Raw genomic sequence first — 17,009 nt, 5'->3', positions numbered from 1 at the left:
ATGGGGCCGTTCAAAGCACGTAATGGTCCACCAGCAGGGCGGCGAACAGCACGCTCAGGTGGACGAGGGAAAAGCGGAAGGTCTTGCGCGCCAGCTCGTCGGAGTACTTGCGCCACAGGGCAAAGCCGTAGCCGCAGAAGCCCGCGGAGAGCAGCACGGCGGCGATCAAATAGATCCACGAGCTCATGCCGTAGACAAAGGGCATGAGGCAGCCGGCGAACAGGATCAGCGTGTAGAGGAACACCTGCAGGCGCGTGAACTCGTTGCCGTGCGTCACGGGCAGCATGGGCAGGCCTGACTTGCGGTAGTCCTCCACGCGGTACAGGGCCAGGGCCCAGAAGTGCGGCGGCGTCCACAAAAAGATGATGAGGAACAGGATCAACGCCTCGGGGCCCACGTCGCCCGTCATGGACGACCAGCCCAGCACGGGCGGCATGGCGCCCGAGGCGCCGCCGATCACGATGTTCTGCGGCGTGAGTGGCTTCAAGATCACGGTGTAGATCACCGCGTAGCCGACAAAGGTGGCAAAGGTGAGCCACATGGTCAGCGGGTTGACGGCGAAGTACAGCAGGGCTGAGCCGGCCGCGCACAGGATGGCCGAGAACAGCAGGGTCTGCGAATTGGACAGCTCGCCCTTGGCCGTGGGGCGCCAGGCGGTGCGCTTCATCTTGGCGTCGATGCCCTGCTCCACGATGCAGTTGAAGGCGGCGGCGGCACCGGCCACCAGCCACACACCCAGGCAGGCAATGGCCATGCGGCCGAACTGCGCGCCGGTGGGCATGCCGGGCACGGCCAGCACCATGCCGATGAGGGCGCAGAACACGATGAGCTGCACCACGCGCGGCTTGGTCAGGGCATAGAACTGCGCCGCACGCGAGGGCAGCGACGACGGTAGGGCGGGGGCGACACTCATGCGGACACTCTTCTCGATGCGCCCTGCGGCGCCTGGGATTCTTCGGGGGCTGCAGTGGCAGTGGTGGCAGCGGAGCGGCTGGACGCCAGGGCCCAGGTCAGCACCACCACCAGGGCGGCGGCGCCGCCGGTGTGCAGCACGGCGGCGAGCAGGGGCCAGTCCAGCACGACGTTGGACAGGCCGGTGGCCAGTTGCGCCAGCGACAGCGCCAGCAGCCAGCGCGCCTGCACGCCGAGCACGGTGGCCTTGTAGAGGCGCCAGACCAGCGCCAGCAGCGCGGCCAGCACCACATAGGCCATGAGCCGGTGCACGTAGTGGATGGCGGTGAGGCCGGCAAAGCTGATGTGGCTGCCGTCCTGCAGCAGGCCCAGCTGGCGCCACACCTGGAAGCCCTGGGCAAAGTCCATGGCCGGCCACCAGCTGCCCTGGCAGGTGGGGAAGCTGGTGCAGGCCAGCACGGCGTAGTTGGTGCTCACCCAGCCGCCCAGCACGATCTGCACGGACACGAGCACGGTGGTCCACAGCAGGCCCTGGCGCAATGCGGGGGCAATGCGCTCGGCCACCCGGCCCTGGGCCCAGTGGGCATGGCGCACGGCCTGCACGCACAGCAGGGCCAGCAGCACCAGGCCGCCGATGAGGTGCAGCGTGACGATGGCCGGGAACAGCTTCATGGTGACCGTGAGCGCGCCGAACGCGCCCTGCAGGCACACCCAGAACAGCGTGAAGGTGGGCCACCAGGGGCTGATGGGCGGCTCGGCGATGCCCTGCTGCCGGGCCTGGCGGCGCTGCACCCAGGACGAGACGGTGATCACGATGATGAGCACGCCCACGCCCGTGGCCAGGTAGCGGTGCACCATCTCCACCCAGGCCTTGCCGTGGGTGACGGGGCCGGTGGGCATGGCGCTTTGGGCTGCGGAAATCTCGGCGCGTGCGCCCACGGGGCTGGCGTTGCCGTAGCAGCCGGGCCAGTCGGGGCAGCCCAGGCCCGAATCGGTGAGCCGCGTGAAGGCGCCGAAGAGCACCAGGTCGAAGGTGAGGAACAGCGTGAGCACGGTGAGCGCCTGCAGGCGCTTGAGCGGCGTGCTCTTGCGGTTGCGCAGCCACACCCAGACCAGCGGGCCCAGGGCGATGAGCACGCCCAGCAGCATGAGGCGGGCCAGCGGCGCCAGGTCGTACAGGGGTTGGGCGTCGCTCATGGCTTGGCGGGCCGGCCGGCCTCGTCCCACGAAGAGGAGGCGCGCAGCAGGCGGTCGAGGTCGCGCTTGGCCTTGGCGGCGCCGCTGCGGTCCATGGCGGCGGGAAAGCGCATCATGAAGTTGCCCATGGGGTCCACCACGTAGAGGTGGTCTTGCAGGGCATGGCCCTCGGCCGGCATGAGCCAGGCCGCCAGGGCCTCGGGCGCCAGGCGCAGCACGGTGGCCTGCTGCAGGGCCGGGGCCAGCAGCGGTGGCGGGGGCGCGCTGTCGTTGACGAGCCAGACCCAGTCCACGCGGTCCTTCTCGCGGCCCAGGGTCTCGCGCAGCTGGCGCTGCAGGTACAGGTGCTTCTGGCAGGTGTCGTTGCAGTCGCCGCCGGCCACGCTCACCAGCAGCCACTGGCCCTTGAGCGAGGCCAGGGCCAGGGGCGTGCCGTCGAGCGTGGTGCCCACCAGCGCGGGCATGCTGCGCTGGGGGTGGATGAGTTCGCCATACACGCGGCGGCCCTCGGGCCGGATCACGTAGTAGGTGAAGTACGAGGCGATGACCGGGGCGGCGCAGATCAGCAGCACGCCGAACATCTTCAAGCGGCCATGGCGCGTGCGCTGGCTGCTGGCAACGGCCTCGCCCGCCTCGGGCAGGCTGTGCACCGTGAGGCCCAGCGGGTGGGCGGCGCCGCTGCTGTGTGGCTCAGGTGCCTGGCTGGCGGCGTGGGCGAACGAAGCGTCGGACGATTTGGAACCAGACATAGAGAAGTGCAATCAGGCCGCAGAGCCCGAACCATTGAAATGCGTAACCGTAGTGTTTGTCGACGCCCGCGCCGATCACCGGCCAGTCGCGCAGCAGCCCCTCGCCAGCCGCTCCGGTCTGCAAGACCGTGAGGGGCGCCAGCGCCAGGCCGGTCTCTGCCCCGAAGGCAGCCAGGTCGAGATTTTGCCGGATGCGGGAAGACCCCTTGGCGCTGTCGCCGCCCTCGAACTCGTACAGGCGCGATGGGGGCGCTGCCACGCGGCCCGTGACCTGCACCGGGCCGGCGGGCGTCTGCACGGGCGGCAGCTGCATGCGGTCCTGGAAATTGCGCGGCGCCCAGCCGCGCTGCACCAGCACCACGGCGCCAGGCTCGCCCGCCAGCTGCAGCGGCGTGAGCACGAAGAAGCCGGGCCGGCCCTGCATCTGGCGGTTGTCCAGGTACACGGTGTGCTCGGGCAGCCAGCGGCCCTGCAGCTGCACGGTGCGGTGCACCAGGGCCTGCTGTGCGTCGGCGGATGCGGGTGTGGATGCTGTCGCGGCGAGCAGGGCGCGGCCATCGATGGCAGGCTCGCGCAGGCGCTCGTCGATGCGGGCCTGCAGCGCCTCTTTCTCGGCCGCGCGCGAGAGCTGCCAGCGCCCCAGCGAGGCGGTGGCCGCCATGCCGGCCAGGGCGGCCAGCAACACCAGCCAGAAAAGCGGGCCCAGGGCGCGTCGCGTGTCGGTCACGGGATAATGTGCTCCATGAAATACCTCGTTGTGCTGGCCTTCATCGCCATTCTGGCCAGCCTGGCCTCGGCCCTGTTCTTCATGATGCGTGGCGGCAAGGATGCCAGCGACGATAAGGCCAAGGGCCGCCGCATGGCGCGCGCGCTGGCGCTGCGGGTGGGGCTGTCCATCGTACTGTTCCTGTGCATTCTGGTGGCCTGGCAGCTCGGTTACATCCAGCCCACGGGGCTGCCGGCCAGCACACGCTGAGCCGACGCTGCCCCGCCGGAACAAAAAAAGCGCCTCACGGCGCTTTTTTTGTGGAAGGCCGTGCCGGATTACATCCAGTAGACCAGCACGTACAGGCCGAGCCAGACCACGTCCACGAAGTGCCAGTACCAGGCGGCGCCTTCGAAGCCGAAGTGCTTGTCGGCCGTGAAGTGGCCCTTTTGCAGGCGCAGGGTGATGAACAGCAGCATCAGCATGCCCAGGAACACGTGGAAGCCGTGGAAGCCCGTGAGCATGAAGAAGGTGGAGCCGAACACGCCCGAGTTGAGCTTGAGGTTCAGGTCGGTGTACAGGTGGTAGTACTCGTAGCCCTGCACGCACAGGAAGGTGAAGCCCAGCACCACGGTGGCCCACATGTAGGCAATGGTCTTGCCGCGGTGGTTTTCGCGCAGCGCGTGGTGGGCGATGGTCAGCGTGACGCCCGAGGTCAGCAGCAGGGCCGTGTTGATGGTGGGCAGCCAGAAGGGGCCCACGGTCTGGAAGGGCTCGACGATGCCGGCGGGCGATGCGGTGACGCCAGCGGCAATGCTGGGCCACACGGCCTTGAAGTCGGGCCACAGCAGCGCGTTGTCCAGGCTACCGAGGGCCGGCACGGAGTGCGCGCGCGCCCACCACAGGGCCGAGAAGAAGGCGCCGAAGAACATCACCTCCGAGAAGATGAACCAGCTCATGCTCCAGCGGTACGAGAGGTCGATCTTGTGGCCGTACAGGCCGCCTTCGCTTTCGCGCACGGCGTCACCGAACCACTGGTAGAGCACGAACAGCCACCAGACCAGGCCCAGCAGCAGGGAGTACTTGCCCCAGTCGTGGCCGTTGATCCACTGGCCCGCGCCCAGGATCACGAAGAACAGGCCGGCAGCCGCCATCGCCGGGTGGCGCGATTCGGCGGGCACGTAGTAGTACGGTGTGGTTCCGTGGCTTGATGCACTCATTTCTTCAGCTCCTGAATCTCTTTGAATCTTTTGTTATCTGTCTATCGTACTCGTGGGGACGCTGGCCATGCCGCCGTCACACAATGAAGTTCACCAGGGCGATCAGCCCGATCACCAGCAGGAACACCGCCACCAGCCCGACCACGATGATGTGCACCGGGTTGAGCTTTTCGACGTCCTGCGCATATTCGCTGCCCTTGCGCAAGCCGATGAAGGACCAGGCCACGGCGCGGATGGTGCGCAGCAGCGAGCCTTTGCGCTGCACGGGCGAGGGGGCGTTCATGAGCCAGCCCCTTCGGTAGCGGGCTGCTGCTGCAGCACCGGTGCGGCGGCCGTGGATTCGGGCGCCGCGGGCGTCTTGCCGCCCACTTCGAAGAAGGTGTAGGACAGGGTGATCGTCGTGACGTCCTTGGACAGGCGCGGGTCGATCACGAAGGCCACCGGCCATTCCTTCTTCTCGCCGGGCTCCAGCGTGTACTGGTTGAAGCAGAAGCACTCCAGCTTGTTGAAGTGCGCTGCGGCCTGGCGCGGTGCGTAGCTGGGGATGGCCTGGGCGGCCATGCGGCGGTTCTGCACGTTCTGGAACTCGTACATCACCGTGGTCAGCTCGCCGGGGTGCACCTGCACCGAGCGCTGGGCGGGCTTGAAGTCCCAGGGGCCGCGCGCATTGGCGTCGAACTCGACGGTGATGGTGCGGCTCTTGTCCACCTGCGTGTTGGCAGGCACCTTCACGTCCTTGCCGGCCACGCCGTTGCCGGGCACCTGGCGCTCGGACAGCGACAGGATGTTGATGCCCGTCATCTCGCAGATGTGCTTGTAGATGGGGATCAGCACGTAGCCGAATGCGAACATGCCGGCCGCGATCACGACCAGCTTGCCCACCATCTTGGCGTTTTCGCGGCGCAGGTTCATGGTGACGGGTCCGGTGCCTCGTGGTGGTGCTTCAGCGCGAGGACAAGAGGACCATCTTGACCATGAACCCGACGAAGAAGGCCGCAGCGATGGACGCCAGGATCAAGCCCAGGCGCAGGTTGCTCTTCTTCTGTTCGGGGGTCATGGGCATGGTGCTCAGCCGATCACGCGGGTTGCCGTGGCATCCAGCTTGGGCGGGGTCTCGAAGGTGTGGAACGGTGCGGGCGAAGGCACTTCCCATTCCAGGCCTTCGGCGCCGTCCCAGGGCTTGGCGGGGGCCGCAGCGCCCTTGCCCATCATGGCGGGCAGCACGATGGCCAGGAAGAAGTACACCTGCATCAGGCCGAAACCGAAGGCGCCCACCGAGGCGATGGCGTTGAAGTCGGCGAACTGCATGGGGTAGTCGGCATAGCGGCGGGGCATGCCGGCCAGACCCAGGAAGTGCATCGGGAAGAAGGTGATGTTGAAGGTGATCAGCGAGCCCCAGAAGTGGATCTGGCCGCGCGTCTCGGAGTACATGTGGCCGGTCCACTTGGGCAGCCAGTAGTACACGCCCGCGAACATCGAGAACAGCGAGCCCGCCACCAGCACGTAGTGGAAGTGGGCCACCACGTAGTAGGTGTCCTGCAGCTGGATGTCGATCGGCGCCATGGCCAGGATCAGGCCGGTGAAGCCGCCCATGGTGAACACGAAGATGAAGCCCACGGCGAACAGCATCGGGGTCTCGAAGGTCATGGAGCCGCGCCACATGGTGGCGATCCAGTTGAAGATCTTCACGGCCGTGGGCACCGAGATCAGCATGGTGGCGTACATGAAGAACAGCTGGCCGGTCACGGGCATGCCGGTCGTGAACATGTGGTGCGCCCACACGATGAACGACAGGATGGCGATGGACGAGGTGGCATACACCATGGAGGCGTAGCCGAACAGCTTCTTGCGCGCGAAGGCGGGCACGATCTGGCTCACGATGCCGAAGGCCGGCAAGATCATGATGTACACCTCGGGGTGGCCGAAGAACCAGAAGATGTGCTGGTACATCACCGGGTCACCGCCGCCGGCGGGGTTGAAGAAGCTGGTGCCGAAGTGGCGGTCCGTCAGCGTCATGGTGATGGCGCCGGCCAGCACGGGCATCACGGCGATCAGCAGGTAGGCGGTGATGAGCCAGGTCCAGGCGAACATGGGCATCTTCATCAGCGTCATGCCGGGGGCGCGCATGTTCAGGATGGTCACGATGATGTTGATCGAGCCCATGATGGACGAGGCCCCCAGGATGTGCATGGCAAAGATGCCGGCGTCCATCGAGGGGCCCATCTGCAGCGTCAGCGGTGCGTACAGCGTCCAGCCGGCGGCGGGTGCGCCACCGGGCATGAAGAAGGAGCTGACCAGCATGGCCGCGGCAGGAATCATCAGCCAGAAGCTGAAGTTGTTCATGCGCGCGAAGGCCATGTCGGAGGCGCCGATCTGCAGCGGGATCATCCAGTTCGCAAAGCCCACGAAGGCCGGCATGATGGCGCCGAACACCATGATCAGGCCGTGCATGGTGGTGAGCTGGTTGAACAGCTCGGGGTTGACCAGTTGCAGGCCGGGCTGGAACAGCTCGGCGCGGATCAGCAGGGCCAGGATGCCGCCGACCATCAGCATGGCGAAGGCGAACAGCAGGTACAGGGTACCGATGTCCTTGTGGTTGGTGGCGAACACCCAGCGGCGCCAGCCGGTGGGGCCGTGGTGGCCGTGGTCGTCGTGTGCGTGGTCGCCAGCGTGCCCGTGGTTGTCGAGAACTGCGCTCATTGTGGATTCCTCAATCAATCAGTACGTTGGGCGTCGATCACTTGCCGCGCTGGGCAACGACTTCCGAAGGCTGCACCAGCTGGCCGGTCTTGTTGGACCAGTTGTTCTTGGTGTAGCTGACCACGGCCGCGATGTCCGTGTCGCTCAGCTGGCCCCATGCGGGCATGGCGCCATTGGCCGCGCCCTTGAGCACGATCTGGATCTGCTTGGCGTGGTCGGCATCGAGCACCACGGCCGAGCCGTCCAGCGGCTTGATCGGGCCGGCACCCTTGCCGTTGGCCTGGTGGCAGGCGGCGCAGTTGGCGGCGTAGACCTTCTCGCCACGCTTGACGATGTCTTCCAGCGTCCAGACCTTGGTCGGGTCGTCGAGCTTGGCGGCGGCCTTCTTCTTCTGGTCGGCCACCCAGGCGGTGTAGTCCTCGGCGGACACCACCTTCACGTGGATGGGCATGTAGGCGTGTTCCTTGCCGCACAGCTCGGCGCACTGGCCGTAGTAGTCGCCGATCTTCTCGGCACGGAACCAGGTGTCGCGCACGAAGCCGGGGATCGCGTCCTGCTTGATGCCGAAGGCCGGCACCATGAAGGCGTGGATCACGTCGTTGGCGGTGGTGATGATGCGGATCTTCTTGTTGACCGGCACCACCATGGGGTTGTCCACCTTGAGCAGGTAGTTGGCGGGCGCTTCCTTGACGTTGCCGCTGTCGGACATCACGCGGTGGCTGCTGTCCAGCGTGGAGATGAAGGCCAGGCCCTCGCCTTCGCCGGTGATGTAGTCGTAGCCCCACTTCCACTGGTAGCCCGTGGTCTTGATGGTGAGGTCGGCGTTGGTCGTGTCCTTCTGCGCCACCAGCACCTTGGTGGCAGGCAGGGCCATGAGGATCACGATGATGAAGGGGATGATGGTCCAGACGACTTCGACGGTCACGGACTCATGGAAGTTGGCGGCCTTGGCGCCCTTGGACTGGCGATGCTTCCAGATGGAATAGAACATCACGGAGAACACGGCCACGAAGATCACCGTGCAGATGATGAGCATCATCCAATGCAGGAAATGCTGCTCCTCGGCGATCTTGGTGACCGGAGGATGCAGGTTGAGCTGGTTGACTGCAGGACCGCCGGGCAGGTCTTGAACGGCATGGGCCACGCCACCTACCCATGTGCCTGCGATCAGCAGCAGAGAAGCCAGCTTATTGGAAATGCTCTTCATAGTTCTCACTTACTTCTAAGCCTCAAATTAACCAATCCCTGCTGGCGCGCCTGCGTGGGGTCAGGCTGCGCGCAAGGCCATGCGTATCTCCGATGCCAGGGCCGGCCGAAGCTCGGGGCGCACGTAGCGCCCCACTTCCACCGATCGGCCTTGGCCAGACAAGGTGATCAGCGACCGGTCGCCGGTCTTGGGTTCTACGCGAACCCAGCTCCGGTCGAATTCGGCACGCTGGAGCTTGCCTGCTGTCTCCAACTCCACCACCAGGCGCGAGCCCTGCAGTGAGATCCTCTCGCCATCGGCCGCATGACGTCCGTATGTGGCGAATGCCAAACCAACAACCACTATCTCCAGCCATGCGAAGGGCATGACCAACCGGGCTCCGAGCAGCCAGAAGAACGTCGCAATGCCCAGCGACACGGCACACAGCGACAGGTACATCCACCCCATCTGCGCCGGCGTGACCGAGCAGTTGCGGACCAGGCGCCAATCGATGCGCTGGCCCGAGACCGTGGCGAAGCGAAATACCAAGCCTGTCACCGGAGGTGCCCACAAGACTGCCGGCTGCAGACCACACCAGCAAAAAAGCCACTGGCGCGGCATGCGCAGCCCGCTACGTTGCGCGGGAAGATGCCCGAAATCCCAATAACCCTGAATTGTAGCGTGCCTTGTTCCATGTCATTGACAGCGAGCTACCCGGTACTTCTACCTGTTCCACTGGCCAGCATGGCCCGCATGTCCTGCAGCGAAACCGCGCTGCTGGCGCTCATTTTCAGGCGCGGCGCGGGCTTGAAGGCATGGCCGTAGATGATCTCGAAAGTCAGTGCCAACTGCCCTGGCTGGGCCGGGTCGGCCAGGTGCTCGGCCAGCGCGGCGTGCAGGCGCTCGCGCCAGCCGCGCCCGCGCAGGGCGCCGAAGCGGCCGGGGTGCAGGTTGCAGCCGAGCTCGCGCAGCTCCTGCAGCAGGCGCTCGGGCGTGGCGAAGGTGAGCGTGATGCGCTCCATGTCCATCACGGGCTCGGCAAAGCCGGCATGCACCAGCATGTCGCCCCAGTCGTGCATGTCGGTGAAGGCATGGCCGGCCGGGGGCCAGCCCAGGGCGGCGTACACGGCATGCAGCTCGCGCGCGGTGTCGGGGCCCAGGCAAGAGAACATGAGGTAGCCATCCGTCGCCAGCGCGCGGTGCCACTGGGCGATGAGGGCCTGCGGGTCGGCCGCCATGTGCAGCGCCATGTTGGCCCAGAGCATCTGCACGCTGGCGTCGGGCGGCAGGCCGAACTGCGCGGCCGGGCCGGTCCAGCGCGCCGGGCTCCACCAGGGTCGGGCCAGGGCCTGCTCGGCCACGGGCCGGCAGTGGGCGGCGGTTTCGGCCACCTGGCAGGCGGCCTTGGGGTAGCGGGTACTCACCAGCGCATGGCCCTGCAGGCCGCCGCGCACGGGGTCCCAGTGGCACCAGGCGGCGGGGGCCTGGCGTATCCACTGCAGGCGGTCTTCCATGCGGCGCGCCACCTCTTCATGGAGCCAGGGGGAGGCGGCGGGTGCGGCGGCATGCCAGCGGGCAGCCGCGGCGGGATCGATCGTGGGGGGGCGCTCTGTGGGCATAAGGGAAGAACCGGGGGGCCGAACAAGTATATTGACTCATGCAGTTCAAGGCAGTCACGGGGCTATCGGGGGTGGGCCGCAGGCTGCGCGCCCTGGCGGGCGCCCTGCCCAGCCAGTGCGCCGTGTGCCATGCCTGGCCTGCCGCGCGCGTCTGCGCGGCGTGCACGGCCCGCTTCGCCCAGCGGGTGCCGCGCTGCACCCGCTGCGCCCTGCGGGTGCCCGATGGCGTGGCGGTGTGCGGTGCCTGCCTCAAGGCACCGCCGCTGTTCGACCGCTGCCTGGCCGCCGTGGACTACGCCTACCCCTGGTCCGGCGTGCTGGCCGATTTCAAGTTCCGCGCCGACCCCGGCTGGGCGGCTGCGCTCACGGCGCTGATGCGCACCACCCCGGGCCTGGCGCCCGCGCTCGATGCGGCCGACCTGGTGCTGCCCATCCCCTTGTCGGCCGAGCGCCTGCGCGAGCGCGGCTTCAACCAGGCCTGGCTGCTGGCCCGGCAGCTGGCCCCCACCAAGACCCACCCCGCGCTGCTGCTGCGGCTGCACGCGGGCGGTGCCCAGGCAGACCAGGTGCACCAGGCGCAGTTGCCGCGTGCCGAGCGCCTGCGCCACCTGCGCGGCGCCTTTGCCGTGGAGCCCGCGCAGGCGGCCGCACTGCACGGCCGGCATGTCGTGCTCATCGACGACGTGATGACCACCGGCGCCACCCTGCATGCCGCCGCCATGGCGCTGCGCGCGGCGGGCGTGGCCTCGCTGTGCGCCGTGGTGTTTGCCCGCACCGAGCCGCAGCAGGGCAGCGCCGCAAGCCCCCCGTAATTTGTTACAACCCGCGGCCGCAAGCGCCGTGGTTCGCAGCAAAATACCGGCCATGTTCCATATCGTCCTCGTCGAGCCCGAGATTCCGCCCAACACCGGCAACGTGATCCGGCTGGCGGCCAACACCGGCTGCACACTGCACCTGATCGAGCCGCTGGGCTTTTCCATGGAAGACCGGCTGATGCGCCGCGCCGGCCTGGACTACCACGAGTACACCGCCGTACTGCGCCATGCGGGCTGGACGGCGTTTTTGCGCGATGCACAGCCCGACCCGGCGCGCATGTTCGCCATGACCACGCACGGCTCGCAGGACCTGTTCGACAACTGCTTTCTGCCCGGCGACTGGCTGGTCTTCGGCGCCGAGACGCGCGGCCTGCCGCCCGAGCTGCGCGAGACCTTTCCCCCCGCGCAGCGCCTGCGCCTGCCCATGATCGAAGGCCAGCGCAGCCTGAACCTGTCGAACGCGGTGGCGGTGTCGGTGTTCGAGGCCTGGCGCCAGAACAGCTTTGGCGCCGCGAACGCCGCCGCGGCAAGCGCCCCGGCCGTCACCGAACCGGCGCTGGTGGTTCAACCGGGGTGATGTCGCAGGTCCTCGGCGGCCTGGGGTGCCTGCTCCGACAGGAAGTCGAGGAACACCTTGGTGCGTGCGGGCAGCATGCGGCCCGAGGGCAGCGCTGCGTACACGGTGTAGCGCGAGACGATCCAGTCGGGCAGCACATGCACCAGCTCGCCGTGGACCAGGTGCTCCTGCACCAGCAGGCGCGAGGTCACGGCCAGGCCCGCACCGTCCAGCGCGGCGCGCAGCAGCACGCCGCTGCTGTCGGACTGCAGCACGGCCGGCGCATCCACCTCCTGCCAGTCGCCATCGCCCACGGCCGGGTGCAGGCGCAGCTTGCGCCCGCCGCCCATCTCGGCGCGCGTGGGTGCGCCCGTGTCGCGCAGGTACTCGTGCTGCAGCAGGTCGGGCGGATCCCGGGGCACGCCCTTGCGTGCCAGGTACTCGGGCGATGCCACGACGATGGCCTCGCCATGCAGCAGCGCGCGCGCCACGATGTTGGCGTCGAAGTCCTCGCCCGCCACCATGAGGGCCACGTCGAACTCGTCGATGCGGCGCAGGGCCAGCGCATCGACGCTGATGTCCAGCATCAGCCGGGGGTAGCGCGCATGCCACAGCGCCGCCAGCGGCGCGAGGAAATGGGTGGTGAGCACGGGCGGCGCCACGATGCGGATGGTGCCGCGCAGGTCGCGCGTGCTGGCCACGGCCTCGGCCTCGGCATCGTCGATCTCGCCCAGGATGCTGCGCACGCGCTGCAGGTAGACCTCGCCCGCATCGGTGAGCGCCACCTTGCGCGTGGTGCGCTGGAGCAGGCGCGTGCCCAGGTGCTGCTCGAGCTCGGCCACCATGCGGGTGACCACCGGGGGCGACATGTCGAGCGCGCGCGCGGCGGCGGCAAAGCCGCCCTCGTCGACCACGCGGTCGAAGACTTTCATGGCTTGCAGGCGGTCCATTCCTCAGTCCTCCTGCGATAAGTGGGAGGGCGCCGGGCGCCCTGCTCTCAAGGTGCAGCGCCGTAGTTGCGCGCGAGCGATTCCGCCACGCACACCGGCTTGTCGCTGCCCTCGCGCTCCACGGTCACCAGCCAGGTCATCTGCATGCCATCGGGTGCCAGCGGCTCGGCGGCCTGCAGCGTCAGGCGTGCGCGCACACGGCTGCCCACCGGCACCGGCGAGGTGAAGCGCACCTTGTTCAGCCCGTAGTTCACGCCCATGCGCGCGCCCTCGATGGTCAGGCCCGACTCGAAGAAGCGCGGAATCAGCGACAGCGTGAGAAAACCATGCGCAATGGGCGCGCCGAAGGGGCCGGCCTTGGCACGCTCGGGGTCCACATGGATCCACTGGTGGTCGCCCGTGGCCTGGGCGAACAGGTTGACCTGTTCCTGCGTGATGGTGATCCAGTCGGTGACTGCGACCTCCTGGCCCACGCAGGCGCTGACTTCGGAGTAGGAGCGGAAGATTTTCATGGCCCCAATGTAGCGCCGGGCCCCGCCGCCCCATGTCGGCCGAGCGACAGGTACTAACCCTCATGCGTTCAGCACCCATTCATTCGTCCAGCCATGTGCAAATGCCCTGCCACTGCTCCAGGTCGCGCACCACGCGGCCCGGTGCCACGTCGAACAGCGTGAGCCCGTGCGCCGCCAGGTGGATGTAGTTCTGCGTGTCGCGCAGGTAGCCCAGCACCGGAAACCCCAGGTTGTCCACGAACTGGTGCAGCTGGTCGGCCGCGCGCGTGCGCGCATCCACGCGCATGCCCACGATGCCCACCTGCACGCCCTCCGAGCGCTTGTGCTCGGTGAGCTGGTCCAGAAAGCCGCGCGTGGCGAAGATGTCGAACACGCTGGGCTGCAGCGGCACGATGATCTTGTCGGCCAGCTTGAGCACGTCGTTCAGGCGCCAGCCATGCAGGCCGGCGGGGGTGTCGAGCACCGCATGCGTCGTGCCCTTGGGGGGCTTGGCGATCACGTCGGCGCTCGCGTCCCACACCCCTATGGGCCTCGCGGCCGGCGGACGCAGGCCCAGCCACAGGCGTGCGGATTGCTGGCGGTCGGTGTCGCCCAACAGCACGGGGTGGCCCTGGCGGGCGTAGTAGCCCGCCACATTGGTCGACAGCGTGGACTTGCCCACGCCCCCCTTCGGGTTGGCAACGACGATCACTGGCATCACGAAACTCCTTGCGTTGGGTCTGGCAATGAAGAAATCAACCGGAATGAAGTGCCCGCATGGCACACGGCCCTGCAGATGCTACCCAATTGATAGCGCAGTGCAAGCTGGTGCCCTGAGTTGGAATTCCGTTGAAGAAAGAAATCTGCCGAAATCGCTGCCAGGCTAGGCGCAAAGCACAGCCATGCCGGGTGGCATGGCGAGCATTTGCAACGACGCATGGCGGCGATTGTCGGGGGATTTCTTCAACGAAATTCCAACTCAGGACACCCTATGCGTGTTGGCCGCCGCGCTTGACGAAAAAGAGACCTGCGCCCACCGCCATCAGCAGCCCGCCGAACACCCGGTTCTGCGTGCGCACGGCGCGGGCGCTGCGCATCAGGCGGCGCATGGCGCTGGCGCCGGCGGCGTAGCCGTGCATCACGGTCACGTCCACGGCCACCGTGGTGGCGGCCATCACCAGCAATTGAGTCCACAGCGGGCGCGTGTCGGTCATGAACTGGGGCAGCACGGCCACCATGAAGATGATGCCCTTGGGGTTCGTCGCATTGGTCAGAAAGCCCGTGAGGCAGCGCTTTTGCCAGGTGCCGGCCGGCTCCTGCTCGTCGCCCTGCAGCGGCGAGGCATCGCCCGCGCGCCACTGGCTGAAGCCCACATAGATCAAATAGCAAGCGCCCAGCACCTTGACCACGCTGAAGGCCAGCTCCGACGCCAGCAGCAGCGAGCCCACGCCCGCCCCGGCGATCAGCAAGATGAGCAAGAGCCCCAACTGCAGGCCCAGGATGGTGGCGCCCGTCTTGCGCACGCCGAACGACAGGCCGTGGCTCATGGACAGCACGGCGCCCGAGCCCGGGGACACCGCAATCAGGCACGAGGCCGCGAAAAAAGCCAACCAGGTCTGGAATTCCATGGAGCACCCACCACACAAAAAGCAAGGGCACGTATCTTATCAATGCGGACGCCCTCCATGGCTTGCGGGCCTATTGCGCTACCAAAAGCGGAGCGCGGCAAGGGGTGCCAGAATCAACGGCGGGGCTGCAGCACATCGCCAACCACAACAAGCCGCCCTACCCTTCCATGGAACACGCACCCACCTGGCTCACCTACGGTTTTCTGTACCTCACGGCCGCCGTGCTGGCCGTGCCCATTGCCCAGGCGCTGGGCCTGGGCGCCATCATCGGCTACCTGGCGGCGGGCATCGCCATAGGGCCCTGGGGCCTCGCCTTGGTGAGCAATGTGCAGGACATATTGCACTTTGCCGAGTTCGGCGTGGTGCTCATGCTGTTCCTTGTCGGGCTGGAGCTGCAGCCCAGCCGGCTGTGGGCGCTGCGCCGCCCCATCTTCGGCATGGGCACGGCCCAGGTGCTGGGCTGCGCGGCCGTGCTGTTCGCCCTGGCCAGCCTGGTGGGCCTGCCCTGGCGCGTGGGCCTGGTGGGCGCACTGGGGCTGGCCCTGTCGTCCACCGCCATCGCCCTGCAAAGCCTGGCCGAGCGCAACCTGATGCGCACCAGCAGCGGGCAGGCGGGCTTTTCCATCTTGCTGTTCCAGGACGTGGCGGCCATCCCCATCCTGGCGCTGCTGCCGCTGCTGGGCGCCGCAGCAGACACCACCAGCCACTCGCCCGGCGAGGTGGTGTGGGAGGTGGCCAAGATCGTCGGCGTGATCGCCGCCATCATCCTCGGTGGCCGCCTGCTGCTGCGCCCGCTGCTGCGCTGGATCGCCAAGAGCCGCACGCCCGAGGTCTTCACCGCCGCCGCGCTGCTGCTGGTGGTGGGCATCGCCATGCTGATGGTGATGGTGGGCCTGTCGATGGCGCTGGGCGCCTTCCTCGCCGGCGTGCTGCTGGCCGACAGCGAGTACCGGCGCGAGCTGGAGGCCGACATCGAGCCCTTCAAGGGCCTGCTGCTGGGCCTGTTCTTCATTGCCGTGGGCATGAGCATCGACTTTGGCGTGCTCATGCGCTCGCCCTGGCTCATGGCCGGCATCCTGCTGGGCTTTCTGGCCTGCAAGGCGGTGGTGATCTACGCGCTGGCGCGCGCGGTGAACATCCCCTACCAGGAGCGCCCCGTGTTCACCCTGCTGCTGGCCCAGGGCGGCGAGTTCGCCTTCGTGGTCTTCCAGGCCGCCGCGGGCGCCCAGGTGTTCCCCGCCGAAACCGCCTCGCTGCTGATCGGCGCCGTGGCGCTGTCGATGCTGCTGAGCCCCCTGCTGCTGGTGGTGCTGGACCGCGTGCTGCTGCGCCGGTACGCCCACCTCAAGGCGCCCGAGGCCGAAGAGATCTCGGAGCCCCAGGAGGCCCCCGTGGTGATCGCCGGCTTCGGCCGCTACGGCCAGATCGTGGCGCGCGTGATGCTGATGCAGGGCATACGCACCACCGTGCTCGACCACAGCGTGGAAATGCTCGAAGTGGCCCGCACCTTCGGCTACCGCGTGCACTACGGCGACGCCACAAGGCTCGACCTGCTGCGCATTGCCGGCGCCGGCCAGGCGCGCATCCTCGTCATCGCAGTGGACGACCCCGAGCAGTCCGTCAAGATCGCCGTGCTCGCGCGCAAGCACTTCCCCCACCTGCAGGTGGTGGCCCGCGCGCGCGACCTCACGCACTGGAACAATCTGCGCGACGAGGGCGTGACCCTGGTGCAGCGCGAGCTGTTCGAATCGAGCATGCACAGCGCCCGCACGGTGCTCGAACTCATGGGCCTGCCGCCCGACCAGGCCACCGAGATGACCAGGCGCTTTCGCGAGCACAACATCGCCCTGTCCGACCGCATGTACCCGCACCACCGCGACCGCGCCAAGATGATCGCCGTGGCGCGCGAGGGGCGGAATCAGCTGGCGGAGCAGATGGCGCGGGAAAGGCAGGAGGCTGCGGAGGGTGGGGGCAGCGCCTATCCGGGGTATGGGGGGGCGCAGGACGAGCACCCTGCCGGTGGGGCGCCCGGCACTGACAAGGGCTGAAGCTCTGTAAATTGCTGGAGATCTCGTCCTTCCTGCCGTTCGGATTCAGCTACGCCGCTTTGGGCGGAAGCCGATGCCGTATTTCGGCGCTCAGTTTTTCCAATGGCAGGTCGCAATCAAAGGTATTCGGCGTCTAGTTGTGCTTAGCGAGGAGTTGGTGCGCTATCGCAGGGAAATCTGCGAGGTTGCTGGCTCAACGGTAACAGCTACGGGTCCGGGACCTTGCTATACA

Annotated in this window: 20 protein-coding genes; 4 read left to right on the top strand and 16 right to left on the bottom strand. The window is 67.5% G+C overall.

Annotation, left to right across the window (positions count from 1 at the left end; all coding sequences use genetic code 11):
* Positions 1-10: 10 nt before the first annotated feature.
* The 4 genes from cyoE to AC3WOH_RS21885 are packed head-to-tail and all read right to left on the bottom strand — an operon-like array spanning position 11 to position 3,585.
* Entirely contained in the window at positions 11-913 is a 903-nt protein-coding gene (gene cyoE, locus AC3WOH_RS21900; RefSeq protein ID WP_492231439.1) for a heme o synthase, read from the bottom strand.
* Positions 910-2,109 carry a COX15/CtaA family protein gene (locus tag AC3WOH_RS21895; protein ID WP_492231438.1) on the bottom strand — a complete coding sequence of 400 codons (1,200 nt, stop codon included), beginning with the start codon at positions 2,107-2,109 and terminating at the stop codon, positions 910-912. Before AC3WOH_RS21895 ends, cyoE begins: the two co-directional genes overlap by 4 nt.
* Complete coding sequence (locus tag AC3WOH_RS21890) at positions 2,106-2,858, bottom strand: redox-active disulfide-containing membrane protein (RefSeq protein ID WP_492231437.1); 753 nt, start codon at positions 2,856-2,858, stop codon at positions 2,106-2,108. The genes AC3WOH_RS21895 and AC3WOH_RS21890 overlap by 4 nt, the downstream gene beginning before the upstream one ends.
* On the bottom strand, positions 2,800-3,585 hold the full coding sequence (locus tag AC3WOH_RS21885) for an SURF1 family protein (RefSeq protein ID WP_492231436.1): 786 nt from the start codon (positions 3,583-3,585) through the stop codon (positions 2,800-2,802). Before AC3WOH_RS21885 ends, AC3WOH_RS21890 begins: the two co-directional genes overlap by 59 nt.
* A 15-nt stretch (positions 3,586-3,600) precedes the next feature.
* Between AC3WOH_RS21885 and AC3WOH_RS21880 the strand changes: the two genes are divergently transcribed.
* Entirely contained in the window at positions 3,601-3,834 is a 234-nt protein-coding gene (locus AC3WOH_RS21880) for a twin transmembrane helix small protein (RefSeq protein ID WP_492231435.1), read from the top strand.
* Positions 3,835-3,902: 68 nt separating this feature from the next.
* Here the strand turns inward: AC3WOH_RS21880 and AC3WOH_RS21875 are convergent, their stop codons facing one another.
* The 8 genes from AC3WOH_RS21875 to AC3WOH_RS21840 form a co-directional block, all read right to left on the bottom strand.
* Positions 3,903-4,784 carry a cytochrome c oxidase subunit 3 gene (locus AC3WOH_RS21875; RefSeq protein WP_492231434.1) on the bottom strand — a complete coding sequence of 294 codons (882 nt, stop codon included), beginning with the start codon at positions 4,782-4,784 and terminating at the stop codon, positions 3,903-3,905.
* A gap of 76 nt (positions 4,785-4,860) precedes the next feature.
* Positions 4,861-5,067, bottom strand: a complete 207-nt coding sequence (locus AC3WOH_RS21870; RefSeq protein ID WP_492231433.1) for a DUF2970 domain-containing protein — start codon at positions 5,065-5,067, stop codon at positions 4,861-4,863.
* A complete protein-coding gene (locus AC3WOH_RS21865) occupies positions 5,064-5,696 on the bottom strand; it encodes a cytochrome c oxidase assembly protein (RefSeq protein WP_492231432.1) in 633 nt (210 codons plus the stop codon). Before AC3WOH_RS21865 ends, AC3WOH_RS21870 begins: the two co-directional genes overlap by 4 nt.
* 31 nt (positions 5,697-5,727) lie before the next feature.
* Positions 5,728-5,841 carry a cytochrome oxidase small assembly protein gene (locus AC3WOH_RS21860; RefSeq protein WP_492231495.1) on the bottom strand — a complete coding sequence of 38 codons (114 nt, stop codon included), beginning with the start codon at positions 5,839-5,841 and terminating at the stop codon, positions 5,728-5,730.
* An 11-nt stretch (positions 5,842-5,852) separates the two neighbouring features.
* Positions 5,853-7,484 carry a cytochrome c oxidase subunit I gene (ctaD, locus tag AC3WOH_RS21855; protein WP_492231431.1) on the bottom strand — a complete coding sequence of 544 codons (1,632 nt, stop codon included), beginning with the start codon at positions 7,482-7,484 and terminating at the stop codon, positions 5,853-5,855.
* A 37-nt stretch (positions 7,485-7,521) separates the two neighbouring features.
* Positions 7,522-8,691, bottom strand: a complete 1,170-nt coding sequence (gene coxB, locus AC3WOH_RS21850) for a cytochrome c oxidase subunit II (RefSeq protein WP_492231430.1) — start codon at positions 8,689-8,691, stop codon at positions 7,522-7,524.
* Positions 8,692-8,751: 60 nt separating this feature from the next.
* Positions 8,752-9,228 (bottom strand): DUF2244 domain-containing protein, encoded by a 477-nt coding sequence (locus tag AC3WOH_RS21845; RefSeq protein ID WP_184857891.1) that lies wholly within the window; start codon positions 9,226-9,228, stop codon positions 8,752-8,754.
* A gap of 152 nt (positions 9,229-9,380) precedes the next feature.
* Positions 9,381-10,289 carry a biotin synthase gene (locus tag AC3WOH_RS21840; protein WP_492231429.1) on the bottom strand — a complete coding sequence of 303 codons (909 nt, stop codon included), beginning with the start codon at positions 10,287-10,289 and terminating at the stop codon, positions 9,381-9,383.
* A 38-nt stretch (positions 10,290-10,327) separates the two neighbouring features.
* On the opposite strand from AC3WOH_RS21840, the gene AC3WOH_RS21835 reads away from it, so the two are divergent.
* A complete protein-coding gene (locus tag AC3WOH_RS21835) occupies positions 10,328-11,101 on the top strand; it encodes a phosphoribosyltransferase family protein (protein ID WP_492231428.1) in 774 nt (257 codons plus the stop codon).
* A 52-nt stretch (positions 11,102-11,153) separates the two neighbouring features.
* Positions 11,154-11,681 carry a tRNA (cytidine(34)-2'-O)-methyltransferase gene (locus tag AC3WOH_RS21830; RefSeq protein WP_492231427.1) on the top strand — a complete coding sequence of 176 codons (528 nt, stop codon included), beginning with the start codon at positions 11,154-11,156 and terminating at the stop codon, positions 11,679-11,681.
* Here AC3WOH_RS21830 and AC3WOH_RS21825 read toward each other — a convergent pair.
* From AC3WOH_RS21825 to AC3WOH_RS21810, 4 genes are all read right to left on the bottom strand, one after another.
* Positions 11,669-12,610 (bottom strand): LysR family transcriptional regulator, encoded by a 942-nt coding sequence (locus tag AC3WOH_RS21825; RefSeq protein ID WP_492231426.1) that lies wholly within the window; start codon positions 12,608-12,610, stop codon positions 11,669-11,671. The genes AC3WOH_RS21830 and AC3WOH_RS21825 overlap by 13 nt on opposite strands.
* 47 nt (positions 12,611-12,657) lie before the next feature.
* On the bottom strand, positions 12,658-13,122 hold the full coding sequence (locus AC3WOH_RS21820; RefSeq protein WP_492231425.1) for a MaoC family dehydratase: 465 nt from the start codon (positions 13,120-13,122) through the stop codon (positions 12,658-12,660).
* Positions 13,123-13,201: 79 nt separating this feature from the next.
* Positions 13,202-13,819, bottom strand: coding sequence for a nucleotide-binding protein (locus AC3WOH_RS21815; RefSeq protein WP_492231424.1), 618 nt, complete (start codon positions 13,817-13,819; stop codon positions 13,202-13,204).
* A gap of 271 nt (positions 13,820-14,090) precedes the next feature.
* Positions 14,091-14,729 (bottom strand): LysE family transporter, encoded by a 639-nt coding sequence (locus AC3WOH_RS21810; RefSeq protein ID WP_184857725.1) that lies wholly within the window; start codon positions 14,727-14,729, stop codon positions 14,091-14,093.
* A 167-nt stretch (positions 14,730-14,896) separates the two neighbouring features.
* Here AC3WOH_RS21810 and kefC point away from each other — a divergent pair, with 167 nt between their 5' ends.
* Positions 14,897-16,777, top strand: coding sequence for a glutathione-regulated potassium-efflux system protein KefC (kefC, locus tag AC3WOH_RS21805; protein WP_492231423.1), 1,881 nt, complete (start codon positions 14,897-14,899; stop codon positions 16,775-16,777).
* Positions 16,778-17,009: the final 232 nt, after the last annotated feature.

This window comes from Acidovorax sp. FW305-C-20-28 (genome assembly GCF_058783375.1).
This window is presented reverse-complemented; position numbering and strand designations above follow the sequence as displayed.

Coding starts and splice junctions, on each gene's coding strand:
- AC3WOH_RS21820 (WP_492231425.1), bottom strand. CDS start 13,122: ATGAAAATCTTCCGCTCCTACTCCGAAGTCAGCGCCTGCGTGGGCCAG.
- AC3WOH_RS21875 (WP_492231434.1), bottom strand. CDS start 4,784: ATGAGTGCATCAAGCCACGGAACCACACCGTACTACTACGTGCCCGCC.
- AC3WOH_RS21860 (WP_492231495.1), bottom strand. CDS start 5,841: ATGACCCCCGAACAGAAGAAGAGCAACCTGCGCCTGGGCTTGATCCTG.
- AC3WOH_RS21870 (WP_492231433.1), bottom strand. CDS start 5,067: ATGAACGCCCCCTCGCCCGTGCAGCGCAAAGGCTCGCTGCTGCGCACC.
- kefC (WP_492231423.1), top strand. CDS start 14,897: ATGGAACACGCACCCACCTGGCTCACCTACGGTTTTCTGTACCTCACG.
- AC3WOH_RS21865 (WP_492231432.1), bottom strand. CDS start 5,696: ATGAACCTGCGCCGCGAAAACGCCAAGATGGTGGGCAAGCTGGTCGTG.
- AC3WOH_RS21890 (WP_492231437.1), bottom strand. CDS start 2,858: ATGTCTGGTTCCAAATCGTCCGACGCTTCGTTCGCCCACGCCGCCAGC.
- AC3WOH_RS21880 (WP_492231435.1), top strand. CDS start 3,601: ATGAAATACCTCGTTGTGCTGGCCTTCATCGCCATTCTGGCCAGCCTG.
- AC3WOH_RS21825 (WP_492231426.1), bottom strand. CDS start 12,610: ATGGACCGCCTGCAAGCCATGAAAGTCTTCGACCGCGTGGTCGACGAG.
- AC3WOH_RS21830 (WP_492231427.1), top strand. CDS start 11,154: ATGTTCCATATCGTCCTCGTCGAGCCCGAGATTCCGCCCAACACCGGC.
- AC3WOH_RS21840 (WP_492231429.1), bottom strand. CDS start 10,289: ATGCCCACAGAGCGCCCCCCCACGATCGATCCCGCCGCGGCTGCCCGC.
- AC3WOH_RS21810 (WP_184857725.1), bottom strand. CDS start 14,729: ATGGAATTCCAGACCTGGTTGGCTTTTTTCGCGGCCTCGTGCCTGATT.
- coxB (WP_492231430.1), bottom strand. CDS start 8,691: ATGAAGAGCATTTCCAATAAGCTGGCTTCTCTGCTGCTGATCGCAGGC.
- cyoE (WP_492231439.1), bottom strand. CDS start 913: ATGAGTGTCGCCCCCGCCCTACCGTCGTCGCTGCCCTCGCGTGCGGCG.
- AC3WOH_RS21895 (WP_492231438.1), bottom strand. CDS start 2,109: ATGAGCGACGCCCAACCCCTGTACGACCTGGCGCCGCTGGCCCGCCTC.
- AC3WOH_RS21815 (WP_492231424.1), bottom strand. CDS start 13,819: ATGCCAGTGATCGTCGTTGCCAACCCGAAGGGGGGCGTGGGCAAGTCC.
- ctaD (WP_492231431.1), bottom strand. CDS start 7,484: ATGAGCGCAGTTCTCGACAACCACGGGCACGCTGGCGACCACGCACAC.
- AC3WOH_RS21835 (WP_492231428.1), top strand. CDS start 10,328: ATGCAGTTCAAGGCAGTCACGGGGCTATCGGGGGTGGGCCGCAGGCTG.